General features: G+C 62.5%; 21 protein-coding genes and 1 pseudogene. 8 read left to right on the top strand and 14 right to left on the bottom strand.

What is annotated here, in order from left to right; all coding sequences use genetic code 11:
* Positions 1-60: 60 nt before the first annotated feature.
* A complete protein-coding gene (locus PSH73_RS06210) occupies positions 61-1,077 on the top strand; it encodes a DUF4917 family protein (RefSeq protein WP_305462107.1) in 1,017 nt (338 codons plus the stop codon).
* A 122-nt stretch (positions 1,078-1,199) separates the two neighbouring features.
* Here PSH73_RS06210 and PSH73_RS06205 read toward each other — a convergent pair whose 3' ends face one another.
* Positions 1,200-1,727, bottom strand: a complete 528-nt coding sequence (locus PSH73_RS06205; RefSeq protein ID WP_170059961.1) for a helix-turn-helix domain-containing protein — start codon at positions 1,725-1,727, stop codon at positions 1,200-1,202.
* Between the two features lie 157 nt (positions 1,728-1,884).
* On the opposite strand from PSH73_RS06205, the gene PSH73_RS06200 reads away from it, so the two are divergent.
* The 6 genes and pseudogenes from PSH73_RS06200 to PSH73_RS06175 all read left to right on the top strand — a co-directional run bounded on the left by PSH73_RS06200 (position 1,885) and on the right by PSH73_RS06175 (position 8,968).
* The gene (locus PSH73_RS06200; protein ID WP_057439765.1) at positions 1,885-2,667 is read left to right on the top strand and encodes an aldolase; all 783 of its coding nucleotides are present in this window, start codon (positions 1,885-1,887) and stop codon (positions 2,665-2,667) included.
* A gap of 25 nt (positions 2,668-2,692) precedes the next feature.
* Positions 2,693-3,580 carry a dihydrodipicolinate synthase family protein gene (locus PSH73_RS06195; protein WP_057958764.1) on the top strand — a complete coding sequence of 296 codons (888 nt, stop codon included), beginning with the start codon at positions 2,693-2,695 and terminating at the stop codon, positions 3,578-3,580.
* Positions 3,581-3,760: 180 nt separating this feature from the next.
* Positions 3,761-4,299: pseudogene (locus PSH73_RS06190) on the top strand (RNA polymerase sigma factor).
* Complete coding sequence (locus PSH73_RS06185) at positions 4,296-5,264, top strand: FecR domain-containing protein (RefSeq protein ID WP_170059959.1); 969 nt, start codon at positions 4,296-4,298, stop codon at positions 5,262-5,264. Before PSH73_RS06190 ends, PSH73_RS06185 begins: the two are co-directional and overlap by 4 nt.
* Positions 5,265-5,382: 118 nt before the next feature.
* A complete protein-coding gene (locus PSH73_RS06180) occupies positions 5,383-7,950 on the top strand; it encodes a TonB-dependent receptor (RefSeq protein ID WP_057958762.1) in 2,568 nt (855 codons plus the stop codon).
* A gap of 118 nt (positions 7,951-8,068) precedes the next feature.
* Complete coding sequence (locus tag PSH73_RS06175) at positions 8,069-8,968, top strand: DMT family transporter (RefSeq protein WP_057958761.1); 900 nt, start codon at positions 8,069-8,071, stop codon at positions 8,966-8,968.
* A gap of 108 nt (positions 8,969-9,076) precedes the next feature.
* Here PSH73_RS06175 and PSH73_RS06170 read toward each other — a convergent pair whose 3' ends face one another.
* The 4 genes from PSH73_RS06170 to PSH73_RS06155 form a co-directional block, all read right to left on the bottom strand.
* Complete coding sequence (locus PSH73_RS06170) at positions 9,077-10,294, bottom strand: SAM-dependent methyltransferase (protein WP_115127571.1); 1,218 nt, start codon at positions 10,292-10,294, stop codon at positions 9,077-9,079.
* A 144-nt stretch (positions 10,295-10,438) separates the two neighbouring features.
* On the bottom strand, positions 10,439-11,056 hold the full coding sequence (locus PSH73_RS06165) for a TPM domain-containing protein (protein WP_057439769.1): 618 nt from the start codon (positions 11,054-11,056) through the stop codon (positions 10,439-10,441).
* Positions 11,057-11,084: 28 nt separating this feature from the next.
* Positions 11,085-11,810, bottom strand: a complete 726-nt coding sequence (locus PSH73_RS06160) for a YgcG family protein (RefSeq protein ID WP_057439771.1) — start codon at positions 11,808-11,810, stop codon at positions 11,085-11,087.
* On the bottom strand, positions 11,810-12,418 hold the full coding sequence (locus PSH73_RS06155; protein ID WP_029297013.1) for a LemA family protein: 609 nt from the start codon (positions 12,416-12,418) through the stop codon (positions 11,810-11,812). The genes PSH73_RS06160 and PSH73_RS06155 overlap by 1 nt, the downstream gene beginning before the upstream one ends.
* Before the next feature lie 255 nt (positions 12,419-12,673).
* On the opposite strand from PSH73_RS06155, the gene bglX reads away from it, so the two are divergent.
* The gene (gene bglX / locus PSH73_RS06150; RefSeq protein WP_057958758.1) at positions 12,674-14,965 is read left to right on the top strand and encodes a beta-glucosidase BglX; all 2,292 of its coding nucleotides are present in this window, start codon (positions 12,674-12,676) and stop codon (positions 14,963-14,965) included.
* A gap of 129 nt (positions 14,966-15,094) precedes the next feature.
* Here bglX and PSH73_RS06145 read toward each other — a convergent pair whose 3' ends face one another.
* From PSH73_RS06145 to PSH73_RS06105, 9 genes are all read right to left on the bottom strand, one after another.
* On the bottom strand, positions 15,095-16,252 hold the full coding sequence (locus PSH73_RS06145; protein ID WP_057958757.1) for a phosphatidylserine/phosphatidylglycerophosphate/cardiolipin synthase family protein: 1,158 nt from the start codon (positions 16,250-16,252) through the stop codon (positions 15,095-15,097).
* Between the two features lies 1 nt (position 16,253).
* The gene (locus PSH73_RS06140) at positions 16,254-16,844 is read right to left on the bottom strand and encodes a YceI family protein (RefSeq protein ID WP_120732003.1); all 591 of its coding nucleotides are present in this window, start codon (positions 16,842-16,844) and stop codon (positions 16,254-16,256) included.
* Between the two features lie 89 nt (positions 16,845-16,933).
* Entirely contained in the window at positions 16,934-17,704 is a 771-nt protein-coding gene (locus PSH73_RS06135) for an IclR family transcriptional regulator (protein ID WP_057439776.1), read from the bottom strand.
* Between the two features lie 63 nt (positions 17,705-17,767).
* Positions 17,768-19,210 (bottom strand): amidase, encoded by a 1,443-nt coding sequence (locus tag PSH73_RS06130; protein WP_120732001.1) that lies wholly within the window; start codon positions 19,208-19,210, stop codon positions 17,768-17,770.
* Positions 19,207-20,517: a citrate-proton symporter gene (locus tag PSH73_RS06125; protein ID WP_057439778.1), complete on the bottom strand. Its 1,311-nt coding sequence runs from the start codon at positions 20,515-20,517 to the stop codon at positions 19,207-19,209. Before PSH73_RS06125 ends, PSH73_RS06130 begins: the two co-directional genes overlap by 4 nt.
* Positions 20,518-20,575: 58 nt before the next feature.
* Complete coding sequence (locus PSH73_RS06120) at positions 20,576-21,751, bottom strand: M20 aminoacylase family protein (protein WP_057958754.1); 1,176 nt, start codon at positions 21,749-21,751, stop codon at positions 20,576-20,578.
* Positions 21,752-21,859: 108 nt separating this feature from the next.
* Positions 21,860-22,174, bottom strand: coding sequence for a hypothetical protein (locus PSH73_RS06115; protein WP_057439782.1), 315 nt, complete (start codon positions 22,172-22,174; stop codon positions 21,860-21,862).
* The gene (locus tag PSH73_RS06110) at positions 22,171-23,253 is read right to left on the bottom strand and encodes a serine hydrolase (RefSeq protein ID WP_305462101.1); all 1,083 of its coding nucleotides are present in this window, start codon (positions 23,251-23,253) and stop codon (positions 22,171-22,173) included. The genes PSH73_RS06115 and PSH73_RS06110 overlap by 4 nt, the downstream gene beginning before the upstream one ends.
* A 1,040-nt stretch (positions 23,254-24,293) precedes the next feature.
* Positions 24,294-25,172 carry an acyl-CoA dehydrogenase family protein gene (locus PSH73_RS06105; protein ID WP_057958752.1) on the bottom strand — a complete coding sequence of 293 codons (879 nt, stop codon included), beginning with the start codon at positions 25,170-25,172 and terminating at the stop codon, positions 24,294-24,296.
* Positions 25,173-25,183: the final 11 nt, after the last annotated feature.

Here is a 25,183-nt window from a genome sequence, read left to right as displayed (position 1 = left end):
AGATCAACGCCCGCCCGTGATAAAGTCACCGCCCAGCCGTTTTTGAGTAGACCCGCCGCAATGAAGGATTTCCAGGATATCGACGCCACCCTTGAAGACTGGAACGCACTGCGCAACAGCATCGCCTTCGACGCCATCCTGATCGGCAACGGCGCCAGTCGCACAGTATGGGAAGACTTTGCCTACGACTCGCTGTTTGAAAACGCACGCACCGTGGAAGAAAAGCCCTTGAGCGCTTCCGAACTGAGCGTGTTTGACGCGATGCAGACCCGCAGCTTCGAGCAGGTGCTGGGCGCCCTGAAAACCACCAGCCGCGTCAACAAGGCCCTGGCCGTCAGCTCCGCCGCGCCGCGCAATCGCTACTACGCGATCAAGGAAGCGCTGATCAATACCGTCCACGCCGTGCATATCCCGTGGCGCCTGGTACAGCCGTCGACCCTGGTGACCATCAATCAGGAACTGGCGAGCTACAAGACAGTGTTCACCAGCAATTACGACCTGCTCAATTACTGGTCGATCCTGCATACGCCGGGTATCGACGACCTGTTTCGCGGCGCCGAATCACGCTTTGACTTGCGCGATACCGCAACCACCGCGACGCGCATTCTGTACCTGCACGGCGGCCTGCACCTGGTACGCAACCTGGATGGTTCGGCGCGCAAGCTGGCCTCCACCGACAGCACGTTGCTGAGCAGCTTTGCGATCAACAACACGATCAAGACCCTCGACGATGTGCCGCTGTTTATCAACGAAGGCCCCAGCAGCGAAAAGCTCAAGAGCATTCGCAGCTCGGATTACCTGTCGTTCTGCTATGAGCAATTGCTGGGACAGGAAGGTGCGTTGTGCCTGTTCGGCCATCACCTGAGCGAACAGGATGGGCACTTGGTGGAGGCAATTCGCCGGTCGAAGATCAAGACCCTGGCGATCTCGGTGTTTGGCCGCAGCGACGGGTTTATCCAACAGCAGAAACGCCGGTTTGCCGCACTGTTTGAGGAGATGGAAGTGGAGCTCAGGTTCTTTGCGGCACGCAGCCATGCACTCGGCAACCCGGCCCTGGCGGTGCCTGTCGAACACTGATCGGGTTAACGAAGGCGATCAAATGTGGGAGCCGGCTTGCCTGCGATGGCGGTGTATCAGCCACACCGCTATCGCAGGCAAGCCAGTTCCCACATTGACCGAGTTCCAACACAGCGTTGGCGTTATTCCTCGGCGCTGTGCACCACCACCAGCAACTGCGCCTGCACCTCGCCCACCGAGCGAATCCGATGGGGCTTTTGCGCGTTGAAGTGCAATGCATCGCCACGCTCCAACAGCACCCGTTCGGTCATGAAGTCCACTTCCACCCGGCCTTCATGCACAAACAGAAACTCTTCCCCCAAATGCTCCTTGAAGGTCTTGTCGCTGAATTCTGCCGGCGGATAAATGATGAACGGCAGCAGGCTGCGCTCGCTGACCTGATGGGCCAGTACTGCATAACCCGGCGCGGTCTCGGGCCGCTCGTGGCTGCGCACCAGGCTGTAGCTGTCGAGGCTGACGCTGCCTTCGCTGAACAGTTCCTCGACCTTGACGTTCAACGCCTTGGCCAGTTTCAGCGCGGCGGCAATCGACGGGGTGTTCAAGCCGCGCTCGACCTTGGACAGATAACTCTTGGTCATCCCGGATTTTTCGGCCAATGCCTCCAGGGTGACGCCGAGTTTTTTTCTCAATAGTTTCAAACGGATAGACATGCGCAGCGATTAATCCAAGCAGAATGCGATGATTATTGCTTGCCAATGACACAAAGTGTCATATAGCCTCTTTAGTGTCATTTGCAGAACCCAACGACCTTGCGAGCAGCGGGAACCAGCAAATCGACGTCCATTGAACCACCCAAAGGACACCGATATGGCCAAGACATTAGCACTCCCGAAAGAACAACTGGTCAAGCAAGCGCTGACCCAGATGCAAAGTACCCTGGCGGATAATACGTGGACCGACCGGCAAAAGCTGGCCCTGACCTGCCGTATTCTGTTCGAGAACGGCCACGACTCGGGCCTGGCCGGGCAGATTACTGCACGTGGCCCACAGCCTGGCACCTACTACACCCAGCAACTGGGCCTGGGTTTCGATGAAATCACCGCCAGCAACCTGCTGCTGGTCAACGAAGACCTGGAAGTGTTGGAAGGCCACGGCATGCCCAACCCGGCCAACCGTTTTCACAGCTGGGTGTACCGTGGCCGGCCGGATGTGAACTGCATCATCCACACCCACCCCACCCACATCGCCGCGCTGTCGATGCTCGAAGTACCGCTGCAGGTGTCGCACATGGACCTGTGCCCGCTGTATGAAGACTGCGCGTTCCTCGAAGCCTGGCCGGGTGTGCCGGTGGGTAACGAAGAAGGCGAAATCATCACCCAAGCCCTGGGCGACAAGCGCGCCATCCTGCTGTCGCACCACGGGCAGCTGTCCACCGGAAGCACCATCGAAGAGGCCTGCGTAATCGCGCAATTGATCGAACGGGCGGCCAAATTGCAATTGCTGGCCATGGCCGCCGGGACCATCAAGCCGATCCTGCCGCAGTTGGGACGCGAGGCCCATGACTGGATCTCCAAGCCCAAGCGCCACGGCGCCGCGTTCAACTACTACGCTCGGCAGAACCTGCGTCAACACGCCGATTGCCTGAACTGAAGCCTTTTTCGACCGGAGATATTCCATGTCCAGCCCTACTATTCACGGCATCATCGGCTACACCATCACCCCGTTCAGCGCCGACGGCAGCACCGTTGACCTCGACGCCCTGGGTCAATCCATCGACCGCTTGATCGACAGCGGCGTCCACGCCATTGCCCCGTTAGGCAGCACAGGTGAAGGCGCTTACCTGAGCGACGCCGAGTGGGACGACGTCAGCGCCTACAGCATTCAAAAGGTCGCCAAGCGCGTGCCGACCATCGTCAGCGTATCCGACCTGACCACCGCCAAGGCCGTGCGCCGCGCACGCTTTGCCGAAGCCGAAGGCGCCGATGTGGTGATGGTGCTGCCGACGTCGTACTGGAAGCTCAGTGAGGCGCAGATCCTTGCGCACTACGCGGCCATCGGCGACAGCGTCGGCGTGCCGATCATGCTCTACAACAACCCGGCCACCAGCGGCACGGATATGTCGGTGGAGCTGATCCTGCGTATCGTCCACAGCGTCGACAACGTGACGATGGTCAAGGAGAGCACCGGCGATATCCAGCGCATGCACCAGCTGTACCGCCAGAGCGAAGGCCAGGTGCCGTTCTACAACGGCTGCAACCCACTGGCCCTGGAAGCGTTCGCCGCCGGTGCCAAGGGTTGGTGCACGGCTGCACCGAACCTGATCCCGCAACTCAACCTGGACCTGTACCAGGCGATACTGGCCAATGACCTGAACCAGGCGCGGGAGCTGTTCTATCGGCAGTTGCCGGTGCTGGACTTCATCCTCAAGGGCGGCTTGCCAGCGACGATCAAGGCCGGCTTACGCCTGACCGGGCTGGAGGTGGGTGATCCACGGTTACCGGTGTTCCCACTGGACATGGCGGGTCAGGCGCAGTTGCAGAAGCTGCTGACCTCATTGAGCTAAAACATCCCCCTGTAGGAGCGGGCTTGCCCGCGATAGCGGTGGACCAGACACACCGCCATCGCGGGCAAGCCCGCTCCCACAGGGGAATGCATGCATCGCTAAATTTACGGAGACAAATAGCAATAATTCTCGATATCATTCGCGACTTTTCTGCAGCGTGCTGCGTCAAGAAGGATATCCATGCCTCGTTTCAAGCCCGACCCGCTGTCGGCCGATGCCTTTCGCGGGTTCTATGCAGATATCCTGCATTACCTGCGTAAACGCACGGACAACGCCAGCGACGCGGCGGACATGACCCAGGATGTCTTTACCCAATGGCTGGACTACCGCGACCGAGCCAAGGTCGAGCAGCCACGGGCCTTCCTGTTTCAGATGGCGCGCAACCTGTTGCGCGACCATTGGCGCAAACAGAAGGTGCGCCATGGCGTACATCACGAGCAGGCCGAACGGGATGCCGAACCTGTCAGCGACGAGCAAAACGATCCCCTGGCCGCCGCCCAACGCCTCCAACGCCTGGAACAGTTGAAAGAAGTCCTCGCCGAACTCTCGCCCCGCAGGCGAGAAGCCCTTATGCTGCACCGCTTCGAAGGCCTGAGCCAGGCGCAGATCGCCGAACGCATGGGTATTTCGATCAGCATGGTGGAAAAGCACATCGCCTTTGCCCTGCTGCACTGCAAGCAGCGACTTCAAAAAGACCGGGCAAGGAGCAGCCAGAATGACCCGCTTGAGTAACCGCGACAGCCACAACATTGATGAGCACGACTGCATCGATGCCCAGGCTGCCAGTTGGTTTGCGCGCAATCGCAACGAAGGCAACACGCAGGAGCGCAAGGCCTTCGCCGCCTGGCATGCCGTGCCAGCCCATGCGCGCGCCTACGCCGAATTCGAACAGCTGTGGGCCGACCTCGGCGAGTTGCAGCAACTGAACAAACCCGTGCCCTTGCCCGCCCGCAAACCCGCGCCCTGGCGCCCCGCCCTGGCGGTGGCAGCCGCGCTGGTCTGCGCCTTGCTCGCCAGCAACCTCGGGGCCCCGCGCGGGCTGTATCACACCGACATCGCGGCGCAGGACAAAGGCATGCGCACCCTGGACCTGCCGGACGGCAGCACCTTGTACGTCAATGCCAGCACGCAGTTGCGGGTGGACTTCGATGCCCATCGCCGTGTGATCCATCTGGACCGGGGCCAGTTGTACCTGGAGGTGGCACCCGACAAGGAGCGGCCGCTGTTCGTGCGCGCAGGCGAGGCCGATGTGCGGGTGGTGGGCACCGCTTTTGATGTGCGCCGCGGCCAGCAGCAGCTGGTGGTCAGCGTAGCCCACGGGATGGTCGCCTTCGCCCCCGACCAGAAAGCCAGCGCCGTTATGCTCGGCGCCCAGCAGCGGGCGACCTACAGCTACGCCAAGGGCTCCGTGCAGCAGCAAACCGTGGCCGCTGGCGAAGTCGCCGACTGGCGCAGCGGGCACCTGTCCTTTCGCAACCGCGAACTGGCCAGCCTGCTGGATGAGTTGAGTCTGTACCGGCCCAAGGCCGTGGTGTTGGCCGATGGCGCGGTGGCGCGGTTGAAGGTTTCTGGCAATCTCGACGTGAATGACCCGGACGCGCTGATCAGTGCCCTGCCGGCCCTGTTGCCGGTGAAAACCGTGGCCCTGGGCGATGGCAAGATCCGTATCGAAGCGCGCAAGTAACACCACTTGAGAATATTTTGCATTCGCATGTGAGGATTTTTTTTCCTGCCGCGTCTTCCTCCGGTCTGCGTTTGATACGCATGCCTTTTTTGGCTATTTAGCCGCTTTGGGGGATTTCATGTTTCGCGCGCCTTGCCTTGCCCAGCACCTGTTTGTTCGACCGACACTGATCGCCGCCTGCCTGGCCGTCAGCCTCACGGCCCAGGCCGAGTCGTTCACCCTGCAACTGCCGGCCCAACCCTTGGCCACGTCCCTGAGCCAGGTGGCGCAACAAGCAAAAATCCAGCTGCTGTTCGATGAAGACCTGCTGAAAAATATCCAGGCGCCCGCGCTCAACGGCGATTTCACCCCCGAAGTGGCAATCCGCACCCTGCTCAATACCGGCGCGTTCACCCTGATCAAAGTGGGCAACACCTATGTCGTGCGCCCCGAAGAAAGCCGCACCACCAACAGCGCCAGCTTACAACTGGACGCCTTGAGCGTGATCGGCACCGGTAACCAGGTCGACGCCAGCACCGTCGGCCGCTCCACCCTGTCCCAGGCCGATATCGACCGCCTGCAGCCTAACAACATCGCCAGCCTGGTGCAGACGCTGCCGGGGGTGACCATGGGCGGCTCGATGAAACCGGGCGGGCAGATCATCAACATTCGCGGCATGGGCGAGGCCGAAGACGTGCCGATGACCGTCGATGGCGCCACCAAAAGCGGATTCGAGCGCTATCAGCAAGGCACCATCTTTATCGAGCCCGAGATGATCAAGAACGTCGAGGTGGAAAAAGGCCCGCACTCGGCCTTCACCGGTAACGGCGGGTTTGGCGGCACGGTCAATATGGTCACCAAAGATGCACCGGACCTGCTCAAGGACGGGCGCAACAGCGGTGCGATGCTCAAATACGGGTATGCCAGCAACGACCACGAACAGGTCTACACCGGCGCAGTGTATGGCCGCACCGAGGACGGGCGCATCGACGCCCTGGCCTACCTGACCCAGCGCGACGGCGGCGATTTGAAGCTGGCCGCTGCGCGCGACTACGACAGCAAGCGCTACCCGATCAACCCGCAGCGCCTGCCCAACAGCGCCCAGGATGTGGACGGTCAACTGTTCAAACTGAACATGTACCTCACCGATGAGCACAGCCTCGGTTTCTCCTACTCCCGGGCCAACAGCGAACGCTGGACGCCCTTCTCGGCCAGAAGCTACCCATCGCCACCGCAGCAGAAAGATATCGATCTCTATGGCTACGATGCTGCCGTAAGACGGTACCTGGCCAACCGCCACACCGTCGATACCACGTGGTCGGGCAAGTACGAATACCACCCCCTGGATAACCCGCTGATCGACATGAAGCTCAGCTACTCGGAGTCCAACACCGACCAGACCGACGAGCGCGACGCCACGGCCGTTGTCGGCTTGTCCACCGGCGGGCGCAAGATGGACACCGCCTACACCGACAAGATTCTGGAGCTGCGCAACATCAGCCGCTTCAACACCGGCCCGCTGGACCATGCCTTGACCACCGGGGTGCAGATCCGCAAGCACATCCGCGATACCGACAGCTGGATGCCCGGCGCCAAGTACGACACGCCTGAGTACAACTACGGGCATTTCCAGCCGGCGTTCATGCCCCACGGCAAAGTCGACACCAACGCGTTCTACATCCAGGACGCGGTCACCCTGGGCGACGTGACCATCACCCCATCCCTGCGTTATGACCACGTGCTCAACCGTGGCAAAGCCAACGATGCGCCGTACTACAGCAACCCCGATCCGGCCTACGGCCATGACTACGGCGACCGCACCTATGCCGGCTGGTCTCCGCGCCTGGCGGTGTTCTGGAAAGTCACCCCGGACGTGGTGATGTTCGCCAACTGGAGCCGCACCTGGCGCGCACCGGTGATCGACGAGCAATACGAAGTCCAGGGCCTGGGCAGCCGCACCTCCACCAGCCGCAACCTCGACCCGGAACGCATCACCGCCATTACCGTGGGTAACGTCACCAGCTTCGCCAACGTGATCGCCAGCGGCGACAGCCTGCAACTGCGCAGCACGTTGTTCCACAACAAGATCGAGGACGAGATCTTCAAGGCCACCGGCCTGGGTTGCGCGCAACAGAACTCCATCAAAGGTTCCATCGCCGAGGTCTGCACCGATATGGCGTCGAAGACCAACTACCGCAACGTCGGCAGCATGACCATCAAGGGCTTCGAGCTTGAGGGCTACTACGACTCGACTTATCTGTTCGGCTCCCTGAGTTACTCGTGGGCCACCGGCAAACGCGAAAACCCCTACACCAACCCATGGGCGACCGACATCCACGTCTGGGCCCGGGATATTCCACCGGCCAAGTGGGTTGCCGTGCTGGGCACCAAGATTCCGGCCTGGGACGCTCAGGTGGGTTGGCAAGGTCAGTTCGTGCGCAAGACCGATCGTCTGCCCAGCGACAAATACTCAGGCGGCCTGAACAGCGGCTTCGGCGACAGCTTCTACGACCAGTACCCCAACGCCAGCTACGACACCCAGGGCCTGTTCGCCAAATGGACGCCGCAACAGGCGTACCTCAAGGGCACCGAAGTCAACTTCACGGTCGACAACCTGTTCAACCGCAGCTACATGCCAGCCTTGAGCGGCGACAGCGCCACCAGCGTCGGGCGCAACGCCAAGATCAGCGTGACGCGGTTCTTCTAACCCCAGCGCCTGCAGGAACTGTACGGTTCAATCTGCAGCCAGCTGTAAGCCCGCGTCCTGCGGGCTTTGTGGCTAGATGGGCATCAACCTCTAGCCCATTTGAATCCGGTCGCGCCCCATGAACTCCCGCGAAAACACCGGCATGGCCCTCGGCCTGCTCGGCGTCGTTATCTTCAGCCTGACCCTGCCCTTCACCCGCATCGTGGTGCAGGAAATCCATCCGCTGCTCAACGGCCTGGGCCGCGCGCTGTTCGCGGCGGTGCCGGCGGCCTTGCTGTTGCTGTGGCGCCGCGAAGCCTGGCCGACCTGGCGCCAGGTGCGCGGCCTGACGCTGGTGATTGCCGGGGTGATCCTTGGTTTCCCAGTGCTGTCGGCCTGGGCCATGCAAACCCTGCCGGCCTCCCATGGCGCCCTGGTCAACGGCCTGCAACCGCTGTGCGTGGCGCTGTATGCGGCGTGGTTGTCCCATGAGCGTCCGTCCAAGGCCTTCTGGGCCTGCGCGGCGCTGGGCAGTGCGTTGGTGCTCGGGTATGCATTGATCAGCGGTGCCGGCAGCATCCAGGCCGGCGACTTGTTGATGCTCGGGGCGATTGCCGTGGGTGGCCTGGGTTATGCCGAAGGCGGCCGACTGGCCAAGGAAATGGGCGGCTGGCAGGTGATCTGCTGGGCGCTGGTGCTGTCGACGCCGCTATTGATCGGGCCGGTGACGTACCTGGCGCTGCAACACGACGGCGCAATCTCGGCGCGCACCTGGTGGGCGTTTGGCTACGTCTCGTTGTTCTCGCAGTTCCTGGGGTTCTTTGCCTGGTACGCCGGGCTGGCCATGGGCGGCATTGCGCGGGTCAGCCAGATCCAACTGCTGCAGATCTTTTTCACCATCGCCTTTTCCGCGCTGTTTTTTGGCGAACACATCGAACCGATTACCTGGCTGTTTGCCTGCGGGGTAATCGTGACGGTGATGCTGGGGCGCAAGACCGCCGTGCAGCCGGCGCCCTCTCCCAAGGTAAATGCAATCTAATGTGGGAGGAGGCTTGCCCGCGATAGCGGTGTATCAGGCGCCAGATAGGTTGACTGACACTCCGTCATCGCGGGCAAGCCCGCTCCCACATTTTGATCCGCGCACTCTTCAGGATAGGTAGCCGTCAGCGCGCAGCAAGGTTTCCAGGCAGTGCTCACTGATCTGATAAAACGCCTTCAATTCCCGGATCTTCTCCAGCAACTGCGTGTTATCCGCAGGCTCCGCACGCTTGACCGCCAAAATCATCTTGTTCTTGTTGGTGTGGTCCAGGGAGATGAACTCAAAGACCTTGGTCTCATACCCACAGGCTTCCAGGAACAAGGCGCGCAAGCTGTCGGTGACCATTTCTGCCTGCTGGCCCAGGTGCAGGCCGTATTGCAGCATCGGTTTGAGCAGCGCCGGGCTCTGGATCTGCAAGCGGATCTGTTTGTGGCAGCACGGCGAGCACATGATGATCGACGCCCCGGAGCGGATGCCGGTGTGGATTGCGTAGTCGGTGGCGATGTCGCAGGCATGCAGGGCGATCATCACGTCCAGCTCGCTGGGCGCCACGCTGCGCACGTCACCGCACTTGAACACCAGCCCCGGGTGGTCCAGGCGGGCGGCGGCGTTGTTGCACAGGGTCACCATGTCTTCGCGCAACTCCACACCCGTCACCTGGCCTTCGGCCTTGAGGGTGTTGCGCAGGTAGTCGTGGATGGCGAAGGTCAGGTAGCCCTTGCCCGAACCAAAGTCCGCGACACGTACCGGCCGGTCCAGTTGCAAGGGGGATGAGGTCAGCGCATGGCTGAACACTTCGATGAACTTGTTGATCTGCTTCCACTTGCGCGACATCGCCGGGATCAGCTCGTGCTTGGCGTTGGTCACGCCCAGGTCGGCGAGAAATGGCCGGCTGAGGTCAAGGAAGCGGTTTTTCTCGCGGTTGTGCTCGGCCGACGGCGCCTCACGCAGCTGCTGGGGCTTGCTTTTGAACAGCGAGCTTTTGTTCTTCTTGCTGTATTCCAGCTGTGCCTCATCGGTCAACGCCAGCAGGTGCGCGTTCTTGAACGAGGCCGGCAGCAGCTCGGCAATCATCGCGACCCCATCGGCCAGGGCGAAGTTCTTGGTGATGTCACGGGTCTTGTAGCGATAGACAAAGGACAGGCAGGCCTGCTCCTTGACCGTCACTGGCTTGATGATCAGGCGCTGCAGGTCCGCCTCGTCGCCCACGTACTTGGCCAGCACCAGCTTGATAAAGGCGTTCTGCTCAAGGCTTGCGCGCAGCAGTTCGATGAACTGGGCGTGATGGTCCGGCGCGGGGCTGGCAGGTTTAGCGGTGACAGACATGAACAAAAACGCCTCGGGCTGGGAATGCCGGGCATTTTAGGGGGGATGGGGGCTCAGGGCACGGAGTTATTTGCCCAACGGTCAGCGCAATTCAAAATGTCGCTTGTGTAGGAGCCAGCTCCCACACAAGCCAACTCCCACAGGTTATTTCAGGACGACCAAGCGGTTGGGCAGTTCATTGCGCGTGTGCGTCTGCGGCACATGCACCTTGAGCAGTTCGCCACAGGCCTCAATGCACGTGATAAACCCGCTCAACGTCTGCCCCTGTTTCACCTGCTGGGTAAACGTCTTGACGATGGCATCCCAACTGCTGTCATCCAGCCGTTTGGAAATGCCGTCATCCACCAGGATCTCCACGTAACGCTCGGCCTCGCTGACAAAAATCAACACCCCGGTGCTACCCAGGGTGTGGTGCAGGTTCTGCTCCAGGAACTGCCGGCGTGCCAGGTTTGACGCGCGCCAATGCCGTACCGAACGCGGGATCAGGCGGGTGGTGATGGCCGGCAGGCGGAACACCAGGCACAGCACAATGAAGGTCGCCCATTGCGCCAGCAACAAGGTGTGCATGGTCAGCCAGCCCGACAGGTAATGCACGATCCCCGGCACCACCAACGCCACCACACTGGCCCACAACAGCGGGATATAGGCGTAGTCGTCGGCGCGGGCGGCGAGTACGGTCACCAGTTCGGCATCGGTCTGTTGCTCGACCCTGGCAATCGCTTCGGCCACCTGGCGCTGCTCGTGTTCTGTCAGTAAAGCCATGGTTGTAGATGCTCTTTAGTTATTGTCATTACCAGCCACCCGAAGCCCCGCCGCCGCCGAAACCACCGCCGCCGCCCCGGAAACCGCCGCCTCCACCACCGCCACCGCCACGCCCGCTGCTGCTGAGAATCGCCAGCAGGATGGCGCCCACCGGCAGCCCCATGCGGTTGCACAGCCACAGTACCACCAGCAACAGGATGAACAGGCCGATGGAAAACACCGGGTTGTCCTTGGCGAAATTGGGGTCCGCCACATGGGCCGGCACGGCCAACGGCTCACCGCCAACCACCTGGATCATGGCGGCCACGCCGTCGCTGATGCCCTGGGTGAAATTGCCCGCCTTGAACTTGGGCGCGATCACCTGGTTGATGATCACCCACGACTGCGCATCGGTGAGCACGCCTTCCAGGCCGTAGCCCACTTCGATGCGCAACTGACGCTCGTCCCTGGCCACGATCAACAGCGCGCCGTTGTCCTTGCCCTTCTGGCCGATGCCCCAGTGCCGGCCCAGTTGATAACCGAAGTCTTCAATGGGCAGGCCTTGCAGGTCGGGCACCGTGACGACCACTATCTGGTCGCCACGGGTTTGCTCCAGCGCCTGCAATTGCTGGTTCAGTTGCGTGCGCACCGCCGGGTCAATCATCTGCGCGTTGTCGACCACCCGCCCGGTCAGCGCCGGAAAGTCCGGGGCCGCCTGGGCAGTCAGGCTAAAGGCCAGCAGCAGCGCCGCCAGCCACCAAGCACGCCGGGTCATCAGAATTTCACTTGCGGCGCTTTATCGGCATCGGCACTGGTGGCCTCGAAGTTGGCGCGTACTGGCAAGTCGCTGTACATCACGCTATGCCACAGGCGGCCAGGGAAGGTACGGATCTCGGTGTTGAAGGCCTGCACCGCGGCGATAAAGTCACGACGGGCCACGCTGATGCGGTTTTCGGTGCCTTCAAGCTGGGATTGCAGGGCCAGGAAGTTCTGGTTGGCCTTGAGGTCCGGATAGCGCTCGGACACCACCATCAGGCGGCTGAGGGCTCCGCTCAGGCCTTCCTGGGCCTGCTGGAATTGCTTGAGTTTTTCCGGGTTGTCGAGGGTGCTGGCATCGACCTGGATCGAGGTGGCCTTGGCCCGCGCTTCGATCACGGCGGTGAGGGTGTCCTGCTCATGGGCCGCATAGCCCTTGACCACTTCCACCAGGTTGGGGATCAGGTCGGCACGCCGCTGATACTGGTTCTGCACCTGGGCCCAGGCCGCCTTGACCTGTTCGTCCAGGGTCGGGATCTTGTTGATGCCGCAACCGCTCAGCACGCTGCTGATCAGTAGCAGGGCGGCGGCTTTCCAGCCCCATCGAATAGTCTGTGCTGCTTGCATGGTGTGTCTCCTGACCAACCTTATGGAATTTGACGACTGACCCTATACATCACGCGCTTGGGGCATAATCCGCCACTACTGGATTACAGCGAGCCAATCAGCTAAAAGATGCCCTTCTTTATGGATAGTTCATAAAGAGCTGAGAAGTGTGCGGTATTTATCCACACAACACCCGAACAACAATAGTCGCTCCCCACATTTTGGCCGAGCAGTGTTTTACCTGAACGCTGCGCAGTACGCCGAAAAAGGATATTCATGAAAAAGCTGTGTTTGCTGGGCCTTGTTGCCACTCTGGCCAGTCACTCCGTCGTTGCCGAGACCAAGCCCGCTGCGCTTAAAGACAAGGACGCGTTCGTCAGCGACCTGCTCCGGCAGATGACCCTGGATGAAAAGATCGGCCAGTTGCGCCTGATCAGCATCGGCCCGGAAATGCCCCGCGAGATGATCCGCAAGGAAATCGCCGCCGGGCGTATTGGTGGCACGTTCAACTCCATCACCCGCCCGGAAAACCGTCCGATGCAGGACGCGGCCATGCGCAGCCGCTTGAAGATCCCGATGTTCTTCGCCTATGACGTGATCCACGGCCACCGCACCATTTTCCCGATCAGCCTGGCCCTGGCCTCGAGCTGGGACATGGACGCCATCGGCCGCTCCGGGCGCATTGCCGCCAAGGAAGCCGCCGCCGACAGCCTCGACATCACCTTCGCGCCGATGGTCGATATTTCCCGCGACGCGCGCTGGGGTCGGACCTCCGAAGGTTTTGGCGAAGACACCTACCTGGTGTCGCGCATCAGCGAAGTGATGGTCAAGGCCTTCCAGGGCCCGAGCCCGGCCCAGGCCGACAGCATCATGGCCAGCGTCAAGCACTTCGCCCTGTACGGCGCAGTGGAAGGCGGTCGCGACTACAACGTGGTCGACATGAGCCCGGTCAAGATGTACCAGGACTACCTGCCGCCCTACCACGCCGCCATCAAGGCCGGCGCTGGCGGCGTGATGGTGGCGCTGAACTCGATCAACGGCGTGCCTGCTACCGCCAACACCTGGCTGATGAACGACCTGCTGCGCAAGGAGTGGGGCTTCAAGGGCCTGACGGTGAGCGACCACGGCGCGATCTTCGAGCTGATCAAGCACGGCGTGGCCAAGGATGGTCGCGAAGCGGCCAAGCTGGCGATCAAGGCCGGCATCGACATGAGCATGAACGACCAGCTCTACGGCAAGGAATTGCCAGGGCTGCTGAAGTCCGGCGAGATCGAGCAGAGCGATATCGACAACGCCGTACGTGAAGTGCTCGGTGCCAAGTACGACATGGGCCTGTTTGCCGACCCGTACCTGCGTATCGGCAAGGCCGAGGATGATCCGGCCGACACCTATGCCGAAAGCCGCCTGCACCGCAGCGAAGCGCGCGATATCGCGCGGCGCAGCCTGGTGTTGCTGAAAAACCAGAACGACACCCTGCCGCTGAAGAAATCCGCGACCATCGCCCTGGTCGGCCCGCTGGCCAAGGCACCCATCGACATGATGGGCAGTTGGGCCGCCGCCGGTAAGCCCGCGCAATCGGTAACCCTGCTGGACGGCATGAACGCGGTGATCGGCGAAAAGGGCAAGCTGATCTACGCCCGTGGCGCCAACATCACCAGCGACAAGGCGGTGGTGGACTACCTGAACTTCCTCAACTTCGATGCCCCGGAAGTGGTGGATGACCCGCGCTCGGCCCAGGTGCTGATTGACGAAGCGGTCAAGGCCGCGAAAAACGCCGATGTGGTGGTAGCCGCCGTGGGTGAATCCCGTGGCATGTCCCACGAATCATCGAGCCGTACCGACCTGAACATCCCGCAAAGCCAGCGCGACCTGATCAAGGCCCTGAAAGCCACGGGCAAGCCGCTGGTGCTGGTGTTGATGAACGGCCGACCACTGTCGATCCTCGAAGAGCACCAGCAAGCCGACGCGATCCTGGAAACCTGGTTCGCCGGCACCGAAGGCGGCAACGCGATTGCCGACGTACTGTTTGGTGACTACAACCCGTCGGGCAAGCTGCCGATCACCTTCCCACGCTCCGTGGGGCAGATTCCGACCTACTACAACCACCTGACCATTGGCCGGCCGTTCACCCCGGGCAAACCGGGCAACTACACCTCACAGTACTTCGACGACACCACAGGCCCCCTGTACCCGTTCGGTTATGGCCTGAGCTACACCAGTTTCAGCCTGTCGGACATGGCGCTGTCGTCCACCACCCTGAACAAGACCGGCAAGCTCGACGCCAGCGTCACCCTGAAAAACACCGGCAAAGTTGACGGTGAAACCGTGGTGCAGTTGTACATTCAGGACGTGGCTGGCTCGATGATCCGCCCGATCAAGGAGCTGAAGAACTTCCAGAAGATCCTGCTCAAGGCCGGCGAATCGAAGGTGGTGCACTTCAGCATTACCGAGGATGACTTGAAGTTCTACAACACCCAGCTCAAGTTCGCCGCCGAACCTGGCCAGTTCAATGTGCAGATCGGCCTGGACTCCCAGGATGTGCAGCAGCAGAGCTTTGAACTGCTCTGACTTGAAGCTGTAAACACGGTCAATGTAGGAGCTGGCTTGCCTGCGATGGCAGCACCTCGGTGTAACTGATAGACCGAGGTGCCTGCATCGCAGGCAAGCCAGCTCCTACAGTTGATTGCGGTGTGTTCCCTACCCTCTTCGATCCAGCAGATTGACCACCAACCGGTCGATCCACCCCCACACCCGCTGCTTCACCCGCCGCCACAATGGCCGGGCCTTCCACGCCTCAAGGCTGACCGCCTGGCTCTGGGCAAAATCGCGCTCGAAACTGCCCGCCACCGCCAGCGTCAACGCTGGGTCCAATGCTTCCAGATTGGCTTCCAGGTTGAAACGCAGGTTCCAGTGATCGAAATTGCACGAGCCAATGCTCACCCAGTCGTCCACCAGGACCATCTTCAGGTGCAGGAAACACGGCTGGTACTCAAAGATTTTCACCCCCGACTTGAGCAGGCGCGGGTAGTAGCGGTGCCCGGCGTAACGCACCGAGGGGTGGTCGGTGCGCGGCCCGGTCAGCAGCAGGCGCACGTCCACACCACGCCCTGCCGCACGGCGCAGGGCCCGACGCACGCCCCAAGTGGGCAAGAAGTACGGCGTGGCCAGCCAGATACGGTGCTGGCCGTTGTTCAAGGCGCGGATCAGCGATTGCAAAATGTCCCGGTGTTGCCCGGCGTCGGCATACGCCACTCGTCCCAGGCCCGGCCCGGTCGCGGGCACCTTGGGCAGGCGCGGCAAACCAAAATGCGTGGCCGGCTTCCAGGCCCGGCGGTGGTCGTTGACCCGCCATTGCCTGTCGAACAGGGCCTGCCAGTCCTGCACCAGCGGGCCGCTGATCTGCACCATCACTTCGTGCCAGTCGCAGGTGTCCTGGCCAGGGGTCCAGAACTCGTCGGTGACCCCGGTACCGCCCACCACAGCAATGGTCTGGTCGACCAACAGCAGCTTGCGATGGTCGCGGTAGAGGTTACGCATCCCGCGGCGCCAGCGTAGCGGATTGTAGAATCGCAGTTGCACCCCGGCCTCGATCAGGCGGCGCCGCAGGCTGAGGGTAAACGCCAGGCTGCCGTAGTCATCGAACAGGCAACGCACCTGCACCCCACGCTCGGCCGCCTGCACCAGGGCCTGGACCATCGCCTCGGCGCAGGCGCCCGCCTCCACCAGATACAGCTCAAGCTCCACCTGGTGCTCGGCACGGGCAATCGCCACGAGCATCTGCGGGAAAAAATTCGGGCCGTCGATCAGCAATTCATAGCGGTTGGCGCTGCGCCAGGGGAACACCGCGCCGCTCATGTCAGCGCGCCGTGAAAATCAGCACCGCACCTACCGGCACCGACAGGCTGATCGCGTCCAGGCCCGCAGCCTTGCGCAGGGTCTCGACACCGGTGAGCAAATCAAAATCCTTGGCGTGCAGCACCAGCGGCTCCAGGGTCACCACCTGGAAACGCCGGTCATCCAGGCGCGTGGCCAGCAGTTCGGCGTTGTAGGTCTGGGTCTTGCCGTGCAGGGTGACCGACAGCGGCAGGCGCAACTCCAGTTGCGCGCCGGTGGCCAGATCGTTGATCGGCTGCAGATTGATTTGCGCGTTGATCTGCGCATCAGGGTGGGTCTTGATCTGGAACAGGTCGTTGCGCATGCGCTCGTCACGCAGCGGGATGCCACTGTTGATCGACTCCAACTCGACTTCCAACTGCGCGGCACCTTTCTCGTCGACCTTGCCATGCAGCACCAGGAAGCGCTGGACTTCGGAAACATCGGTGTTTTTGGTGGTGACGAACGACAGCCGTGAGGATTCGTTATCCAGATACCAGGCGGCCTGTGCGGGCAGGGAGGCAGTGGCCAGCAGCAAGAGAGCCAGGGGTTTGAGGAGGGATGTGTTGAACATTAAACACTCGCGCGGAGAAAAACCTGCCTGAACATTAACTGGCCGGCTTGCTGCACGCAATGTAAGGGAGACAGCAATGTATATCCCCCTCAGCCCAACGCATGCTGCACCCCGCGCACAGTCGCCTCCAGGCTGGCCAGATGCAAACTCAACACCCGCTCCACCGGCGCCTGGTGCATCGGCCAGTGCAACGCCATGCTCCCCACCAACCGGCCATTGGCCCGCACCGGCAGGGCCACCGCGCGGATCAGGAACGGCAAGCGCACCGGGTACTCCCAGTACCCCTCGGTACGCTGGCCAAACCCCTGGTGCTGGGATTGCTCACAGGCGCGGTACTGGTCGTCGGCCGGCACATGTTCGCGGCTGGCCAGGCGCTCTACTTCATCAGAAGCCAACTCGGCCAGGCACGCCTTGCCCATGGCCGAGTGGAACAAACTGGCATGCTGGCCGACGATCTGGCAGTTGTTCGGGTACAGCTTGCGCAGCACCGTGGGGATCGCGCTCTCCATGACTTCCAGGCGTTCGCCGTCAAAGTTCGACAAATCCGCCACCAGCCCGGTGCGTTCGCTGAGTTCCAGCAGCCAGGGCGCCGCGCACTCCACCAGGCGGCGCTTGAACCGTTGCTGGGTATCGCCAAACAAACGCTGGGCACTGATGCGATAACGCCGGTCGCTCAGGCCGCGATAGATCCAGCCCTGCTCCTGCAAGGTCAGCAGCATGCGCGACACCGTGGCCTTGGGCAGGCGCGTCAGGTAATGCAGCTCCTCAAGCCCCAGGGCCTGGTGCTCACCGAGCAACTCGATGATGGCCAGTGCCCGCTCCACTGAGCGCACAGTACCTGTGTCGGCGTTGCTGCCCATGGCTGATCTCCCGGTTGCTGATGGATGATCGAATTTCACAGCAAGATACAGGCCGCTGCCAGCTCAGGCGTTCGCCCGCAAGCATTGCGGAGGGCGACGCTGCACCCAGCGTGTCAGTTGTTCATGGGCATACGCCAGTTGCAGCACGGCGCGATCCGCCTGGGCCGGGCCAATGATCTGCAAGCCCATGGGCAAGCCACGGTGGTTGAAGCCCACCGGCACACTCATGCTCGGCAGGCCGGCCAATGTGGGGCCGATCACCACCTCCATCCAGCGATGATAAGTGTCCATGGTTTGCCCCCCGACGACGCGTGGCCAGGGCTGTTGTGCATCGAAAGGGAACACTTGTGCGCTGGGCAGCAGCAGAAAATCGTAACGTTCGAACAACCTGGCCAAGGCGCGATACCAGTCGCTGCGCGCCAGCGACGCCTGATACACATCCGCCGCGTTCAGGCCCAGGCCGCCCTCGACTTCCCACTGCGCTTCAGGCTTGAGCAGCGCACGTTTATGGGGGGCGGCATAGGCCGCCCCCAGCGTGCCCTGCACCAGCCAATGGCGATGGACCAGCCAGGTTTGCCACAGGCGCGCCATGGAAAAGTCCGGCTGGCAGCTTTCTACCTCGCACCCCAGCGCGCCGAAATCGCCGAGGGCTGACTCACACAGGCCCAGCACGCCGTCGTCCATCGGCAGATAGCCGTTGTAGTCCCCCAGCCAACCCAGGCGTGCGCCGTTGAAATCACGGGCCAACGATGTGCCGAACACGCCGGGATCGTCTTTGAGCGACAACGGCACCCGCGGGTCATAACCGGCCTGGACGCTTAACAGCCGCGCCACGTCAGCCACACTGCGCCCCATCGGGCCTTCGGTGGCCAGTTGCTGGACAAACACCTCCGGCGCCGGGCCATGGGGTACGCGGCCCTGGGAAGGACGCAGGCCGAACACGTTGTTGAACGCCGCCGGGTTGCGCAGCGAACCCATCATGTCGCTGCCATCGGCCACCGGTAGCATGCGCAGCGCCAGGGCCACCGCCGCCCCGCCGCTGCTGCCGCCCGCGACCAAGGTCGGGTCATAGGCATTGCCGGTGGTGCCGAATACGCTGTTGTAGGTCTGCGAACCCAGGCCGAACTCCGGCACGTTGCTCTTGCCGATGATAATCGCGCCACTGGCACGCACCCGCGCCACGACGATCGCGTCTTCACTGGGAATCTGCTCGGCGAACAGGGGCGAGCCCAGGGTGGTGCGCAGGCCCTGGGTCGCCGCCAGATCCTTGATGGCCTGGGGCATGCCGTGCATCCAGCCACGGGAGCGGCCCTGGTCCAGCTCAAGGTCACAGGCACGGGCTTCGGCCAGCACATCGGCTTCGTCGCGCAACGACACCAGGGCATTGACCGAGGGGTTGAAGCGCGCGATCTGCGCCAGATAGGCCTGCATCACTTCGTGGCAGGACACCTGCCGTGCATGGATCGCCCGGGACAGCTCGAGCGCATCCAGTTCAACGATGTTCAAGGTTTCACCCCCTTGGCAAAGCGCGCCGGCGCTGCAGCCCTCGGCGCTTCATGCATGCAGTAAGTGCCCAGCAGCGTCAGGACGCAAGCGAACAGCACATAAAACGCCGGGGCCACCGGTGTGCCCAACTCTTTGCTCAACCAGGTGACGATCAGCGGGGCAAAACCGCCGAACACCATCACCGCTACGTTATAGGCCACCGACACACCGGTGGAACGCACCTCGATGGGAAACTGCTCGGCCAGGGCGGTCGGCGCCGGGCCGAAGAAGCCGCCGATGGCGGTGCACAGCATCACTTGCATCACCAACAAACGCTCGATGGACGGCGCCGCCGCGACCCACACATACAGCGGGTAAACCATCACAAAGAACGCCAGGGTAAAGCCCATCAACACCGGTCGCCGGCCCAGGCGATCCGAGAGCAGGCCGGACAAGGGGATGACCACGGTCATCAGCGCCACGGCAAACATCTGCACCATCAATACCTGGTCCAGGGGCAGGCCGAGGTTCTTGTGGGCGAAGGTCGGCATATTCACCAGCACCACGTAAAACGACACCGTCGCACCGCACGCCAGGCCCATGCTCACCAGGATGCTGCGCCGATGCTCACGCAGCACTGTCATCAGGCTCGGCGCCGGGCCGGTGGCCTGTTTGCGCGCTTCGATAAACTCCTCGGGGTCTTCCATGTGCCGACGAATCCACAAGCCCACCGGGCCAATCAGCAAGCCGAATACAAACGGCAGGCGCCAGCCCCACAGGTCGAGGGTCTGCGGGGAAAAGAAGTGAGTGACCAATGCCACCATCGCCGCGCCGCCAAACACCGCCAGGCACTGCCCGACCAATTGCCAGGAGCCGTAAAGGCCTTTGCGATGAGCCGGTGCGCTTTCCACCAGGAACGCCGTGGCGCTGGCATATTCGCCGCCGGTAGCAAAGCCCTGGAGCATCCGCGCCACTACGATCAGCAGCGGTGCGCCCATGCCGATGGCGGCGTAGTTGGGCGCAAACACGATCAGTGCGATGGACACGGTCATCAAGCGGATAATCAACTGCATGGCGGCCTTGCGGCCTTTGCGGTCGGCGTACATGCCGAGCAGGATGCCGCCCACCGGGCGCATAAAGAAGCCCACGCCGAAGGTGGCCAGGGCCATCAGCAGCGATGCGTACTCATCGTCCGAGGGGAAGAACTGCCGGGCGATGATGCTGGCCAGAAAGCCATAGACGATGAAGTCGTACCACTCCAGCGCGTTGCCGACCACCGCCGCTACCACTTGCCGGGTGCGGGACACACCTTTTATTGAAGTCTGCATGAGAACACTCCATTCAACCTGTTGAGGAAAGGTCCAGCGGCAGGAAAAAGGCAGGTGGTCAGGCCGGCTTGAGCCAGCTCTCGGCCAGGGCGCCCCAATAGGCGGCGCCGGTCAGCAGGATCTCGTCGTTGAAGTCATAGGCCGGGTTGTGGACCATCGGCCGCGACACGCCGTTGCCGATAAACAGGTAGCTGCCGGGGCAGCGTTGGAGCATCCAGGCGAAGTCTTCACTGCCCATCAACTTGGGCGTATTGGCGTCGACCGCCGCTTCACCGAGCAAGGCAATGCCGACCTGGCGGGCGAACTCGGTTTCGTCGACATGGTTGACCAGCACCGGGTAGGCCGGGCGGTGTTCGATCTGTGCGGTACAGCCAAAGCTGGCGGCCTGGGTCTGGATGATTGCCTTGACCCGCTCCAGCATCTGCTCGCGTACCGGCGCATTGAGGGCACGCAGGCTCAGGCGCAGGATGGCCTGCTGAGGAATCACGTTGGCGGCCTGCCCCGCTTGCAGGGCGCCGACCGTGACTACCGCAGCTTCCTGGGCATTGATATTGCGCGCGACCACCGTCTGCAAAGCCATCACCGTACTGGCGGCGGCCACCAGCGGGTCCACGGTCAGGTGCGGCATGGAACCGTGGCCGCCGACGCCTTCGAGGGTCACGGTGAGCAGGTCCTGGGAAGCCATCATCGGCCCGGTCCGCAAGCCCAGGTGGCCGGCGGGCAGGCCGGGCATATTGTGCATGCCGAACAGCGCGTCGCAGGGGAAGCGCTCCAGTAAGCCATCGGCGAGCATCGCTTCGGCGCCGCCCTGGCCTTCTTCGGCCGGCTGGAAAATCAGGTTGAGGGTACCGTCGAACTGACGCGTCGCCGCCAGGTAGCGCGCGGCGCCCAGCAGCATGGCGGTGTGACCGTCGTGACCGCAGGCATGCATGCAGCCGGCGTGCTGGCTGCTGTAGGCGACGCCGGTGTTTTCGATAATCGGCAAGGCATCCATATCGGCCCGGATCCCCAGGGTGCGTGGGCTGCTGCCATTGCGCAGCACGCCGACCACGCCGGTGTGGCCGATGCCGGTATGGACCTCGAAGCCCCAGTCCTTCAGGGATTGGGCGACCAGGGCCGAGGTGCGGTTTTCTTCAAACCCCAGTTCAGGGTGGGCGTGGATGTCCTGGCGCACGGCGTGCAGGTCGCTGGCGACATCGCTCAGCCAATCCAGGATGTGCTGGTGTGGGCGCATGGTGACTCTCCTCGCAGGCGGGTGTTCCCGTTCTTTTTTGTGGCACCGCCACAGATAACCGCGATGGGCGTGCGAGGACAATCAAAGGTGGTTCCACCCTGTGGAACCTCAGGGCAGCAGGCGGCAACCCTGGCGTTCGCCCAGCCATTGGGCACTGTGGCTGCGGCCCAGGCCGCTGGCGGTGACCAGGCGCGTTTGCGGATGATCGGCAAAGGCGCTGGTGGGAACGTATTGCTTCACATACCCCAGGCAATAGTCAGCAGGATTGCCCGCCACATACCGACACGAGCAATACTCCTTGGCCGTATACGCCGCGATGATGTCGGGGAAGGCTTGCAGGTTGACGCGCTCGTGCCAGATCCACCCCAGCAAGGCGAGCAACAGCAGGAGAAACAGGCTGATAAACGGGCGACGACGGATCATGGTTGCACCGCCGCGAGCACGCGTTTGAGCAGTTCGTTGTGGCGATAGCTGCCGTCGCGGTCATCGCCGTAGCGCACGATCACCAGCTGTGCCTCGGGCAACACATACAACGCCTGGCCCCAGTGCCCCAGGGCCGCGAAGGCATCGTCGGGCGCATCCGGCCAGGGCCGGGCAGCGCCCTGCACGTGGCGGTTGAGCCACCAGTGGCCGCCGGGTACCGCCTCGTCCTGGCCAGCGATGTACTGCGCCAGGGGTTGGCGATTGAAATCGACCCAGGCCTTGGGCAGCAATTGCCGCTCACCCCAACGCCCGTCCCGCGCCATCAACAAGCCAATCCGTGCCAGATCGCGGGCAGTCATATAGGCATAGGATGAGGCGACAAAGGTTTCATTGGCGTCGCTTTCCCAGCTGGCACTGCGAATGCCCAAGGGCGTGAACAGCGCGGTCCACGGGTAATCGACATAAGCCTTATGGCCAAGCATGCCCTTGAGGGCAGCAGACAATAGATTGCTGTCACCGCTGGAGTAGCGGAATGCCTGGCCAGGTGCGGCGAAGGGGCTGGTATCAGCGGCAAACTCCGCCATATCAGCGCGGCCACGGGTGTAGAGCATGGCCACCACCGAGGATTTCAGCGGCGCGTATTCGTAGTCTTCCTGCCAGTCCATGCCCGAGGCCCAATTGAGCAGGTGCCCCAGGGTAATGGTCGGGTGCTGCTTCATCGGCGGATAAAAGCGCGCGGCCGGGTCGCTCAGTTTGAAGCGGTTTTCGCCGTACGCCACGCCCAGGATGGTGGCCATCAGGCTTTTACTGATGGACCAGGTCAGGTGCGGGGTGGTGACGGTGGTCGGTGCTGCATAGCGCTCATAAATGACTGCGCCATCGCGGATCACCAGCAGCGCGTCGGTGCGGATGCCTTCGCGGGTGATGTCATTGCGCGCCGGGAAGGCATAGTCCTCCAGCGCCTTGACGGCGGGACCGGCCAACTGCGGGCCCTGGGACCAATCCTTCGTCGGCCAGGTCTGGGCATGGGCGGTAGCGGTGAACAGCAGCAAGGCGACGGACAGCAGGCCTTTGACCATGGACAAGCACTCGGGGGCATTCAAGCCCGCGAGCCTAATGCAGATAAATGACGGTTTGGCGACAGGCCTGGGAACCACCACATAGCGCCTGTGGGAACGGGCTTGCCCGCGATGGCCATAGGTATCTACACAACTCTTTCGTGGTTCTTGGGGTGGTGTACATATCCGTTTTTGCGGTTACGGCGGCTATTGGTTCCGCTCTTACAGCGGCTCACTTTGGAGAAGCGCCAAAGTAAGCAAAACGCTCTTGCCCCACCCCTCGGTGCCTCGCCTAGGCTCGGCATGCCCGCAGTCAGGCATTGCTCCGTGGGCCCGCCGCGATCGGCCATCCCTGGCCGTGTCGCGGCTACCCCGGCATCCATGCCGGGGTGCCCACTGCGCAATACCTGCCTGCGGCCATCGTGGTTTAACGGGGCGCCCAAGATCAAGATCAAAAGCCAGATCAAAAGCAGAGCAACAGCAAAGCCGGGGCGCGAAGCTGCATTCCCCCCTGTGGGAGCTGGCTTGCCTGCGATGGCGGTGTATCAGTCGATAAATGTATTGGCTGATACACCGCCTTCGCAGGCAAGCCAGCTCCCACAGGTATATGCGTACATCTCGACGATCAGGTCGGCTGTCAGGCCGACTCGCTTTGCTTGTGATTTTGATCTTAGGCGCCCCGTTAAACCACGCTGGCCGTCATCCGATATTGATTTGGGGGGTAACCCGGCAGGACGCCGGGTTAGCCGCGCTGGGCCATGGATGGCCCATCGCGGCGGCCCCCCAAATCAATGTCGGATGACGGGCACACCGAGCCTAGGCGAGGTGCCGAGTGGTGGGGCAGGAGCCCTTTTGGTTACTTTTGGGGCTCTTTTCCAAAAGTGACCCGCTGTAAGAGCGGAACCAATAGCCGCCGTTACCGCAAAAACGGATATGTACACATACCCAGAAGAGAGTGTGTAGATACCTATGCCCCGATGGCGGTATATCAGTCACCGCCTGTATTGCCTGCCCCCCTGCTATCGCGGGCAAGCCCGCTCCCACACAAGCTCATCCCACAGTCAGCGGGGGGCTGGACTCAGGGCTTTTTCCAGACGTTTGGCCCGGGCGCTGGCGGCGAGGTCCAGCACGGCTTGGTCGCGCTGCCACATCGCGGCCCACGGTCCCGCCCCCATCGCCTGATTGACCTGCGCCTTCAGCCCCTCGAACTGCACAAACAATCCCCCCAACAACACATGCCCCGCCGCCGACGCGCTGGGTTGGCGAACAACCTCGGCACAGCCGGCCAGCAATGCCAACAACTGCAAACGCAGGGCCTGGGGCCAGTCGCATTCCTGGCCGATGCCATGCAGCCAGGCGGTCATCGCGCTGAGTACATAGGTGTCCTCCAGGGTGCGGAAGGGTTTGACGTAATCGTCCCAGCCATCCCCCGGCAAGCGCTCGCAGGCGGCGTGGTCGAGGTGGACGCGACCATGGCTGATATCGGGCATCAAGGGGATCGCCGGCAAGGGCTCCACACGCACGCCGGGCTCGCCGGCCAGCACCACGGCCAGGGTCAGGCGCGGCTTTTCGCCGGGGGCCTCGCAGCGGGCGGCGATCAACAGCCAGTCGGCGGCATCGCCGGCGGTGACGAAATCCTTGCGTCCGCTCAGGCGCAGGTCGTCCAGGCGCGTTTGCATGTCCAGCGGGCGCAGGCTGCGCTGTTCGGTCGCACACAGGGCGCCCAGGCTGTGGGGCGCGCTGGGCCATAACGCGCGCAATGCTGCTTGATAACCCACCAGGAACGCCAGGCCGGGCGTGGCCATCAGGCGGGCGCCCTGGGTTGCCAGCTCGAAGGGCGTGAGCGGCCCCAGGCGTTGCAATAAAACGCTGTAGCCCTCGGCCAGGTTGGCGTGGACGGGCAGTCGGGCAGGTCGGTCGAGCAACGCGTGCCAGGGCATGGAAGGCTCCT

This window comes from Pseudomonas sp. FP2294 (assembly GCF_030687625.1).
GTDB lineage: Bacteria > Pseudomonadota > Gammaproteobacteria > Pseudomonadales > Pseudomonadaceae > Aquipseudomonas > Aquipseudomonas shahriarae.
The sequence above is the reverse complement of the archived record's forward strand: the minus strand, read 5'-3'. Positions and strand labels throughout refer to the sequence as shown.

Coding starts and splice junctions, on each gene's coding strand:
- PSH73_RS06210 (WP_305462107.1), top strand. CDS start 61: ATGAAGGATTTCCAGGATATCGACGCCACCCTTGAAGACTGGAACGCA.
- PSH73_RS06205 (WP_170059961.1), bottom strand. CDS start 1,727: ATGTCTATCCGTTTGAAACTATTGAGAAAAAAACTCGGCGTCACCCTG.
- PSH73_RS06200 (WP_057439765.1), top strand. CDS start 1,885: ATGGCCAAGACATTAGCACTCCCGAAAGAACAACTGGTCAAGCAAGCG.
- PSH73_RS06195 (WP_057958764.1), top strand. CDS start 2,693: ATGTCCAGCCCTACTATTCACGGCATCATCGGCTACACCATCACCCCG.
- PSH73_RS06185 (WP_170059959.1), top strand. CDS start 4,296: ATGACCCGCTTGAGTAACCGCGACAGCCACAACATTGATGAGCACGAC.
- PSH73_RS06180 (WP_057958762.1), top strand. CDS start 5,383: ATGTTTCGCGCGCCTTGCCTTGCCCAGCACCTGTTTGTTCGACCGACA.
- PSH73_RS06175 (WP_057958761.1), top strand. CDS start 8,069: ATGAACTCCCGCGAAAACACCGGCATGGCCCTCGGCCTGCTCGGCGTC.
- PSH73_RS06170 (WP_115127571.1), bottom strand. CDS start 10,294: ATGTCTGTCACCGCTAAACCTGCCAGCCCCGCGCCGGACCATCACGCC.
- PSH73_RS06165 (WP_057439769.1), bottom strand. CDS start 11,056: ATGGCTTTACTGACAGAACACGAGCAGCGCCAGGTGGCCGAAGCGATT.
- PSH73_RS06160 (WP_057439771.1), bottom strand. CDS start 11,810: ATGACCCGGCGTGCTTGGTGGCTGGCGGCGCTGCTGCTGGCCTTTAGC.
- PSH73_RS06155 (WP_029297013.1), bottom strand. CDS start 12,418: ATGCAAGCAGCACAGACTATTCGATGGGGCTGGAAAGCCGCCGCCCTG.
- bglX (WP_057958758.1), top strand. CDS start 12,674: ATGAAAAAGCTGTGTTTGCTGGGCCTTGTTGCCACTCTGGCCAGTCAC.
- PSH73_RS06145 (WP_057958757.1), bottom strand. CDS start 16,252: ATGAGCGGCGCGGTGTTCCCCTGGCGCAGCGCCAACCGCTATGAATTG.
- PSH73_RS06140 (WP_120732003.1), bottom strand. CDS start 16,844: ATGTTCAACACATCCCTCCTCAAACCCCTGGCTCTCTTGCTGCTGGCC.
- PSH73_RS06135 (WP_057439776.1), bottom strand. CDS start 17,704: ATGGGCAGCAACGCCGACACAGGTACTGTGCGCTCAGTGGAGCGGGCA.
- PSH73_RS06125 (WP_057439778.1), bottom strand. CDS start 20,517: ATGCAGACTTCAATAAAAGGTGTGTCCCGCACCCGGCAAGTGGTAGCG.
- PSH73_RS06120 (WP_057958754.1), bottom strand. CDS start 21,751: ATGCGCCCACACCAGCACATCCTGGATTGGCTGAGCGATGTCGCCAGC.
- PSH73_RS06115 (WP_057439782.1), bottom strand. CDS start 22,174: ATGATCCGTCGTCGCCCGTTTATCAGCCTGTTTCTCCTGCTGTTGCTC.
- PSH73_RS06110 (WP_305462101.1), bottom strand. CDS start 23,253: ATGGTCAAAGGCCTGCTGTCCGTCGCCTTGCTGCTGTTCACCGCTACC.
- PSH73_RS06105 (WP_057958752.1), bottom strand. CDS start 25,172: ATGCCCTGGCACGCGTTGCTCGACCGACCTGCCCGACTGCCCGTCCAC.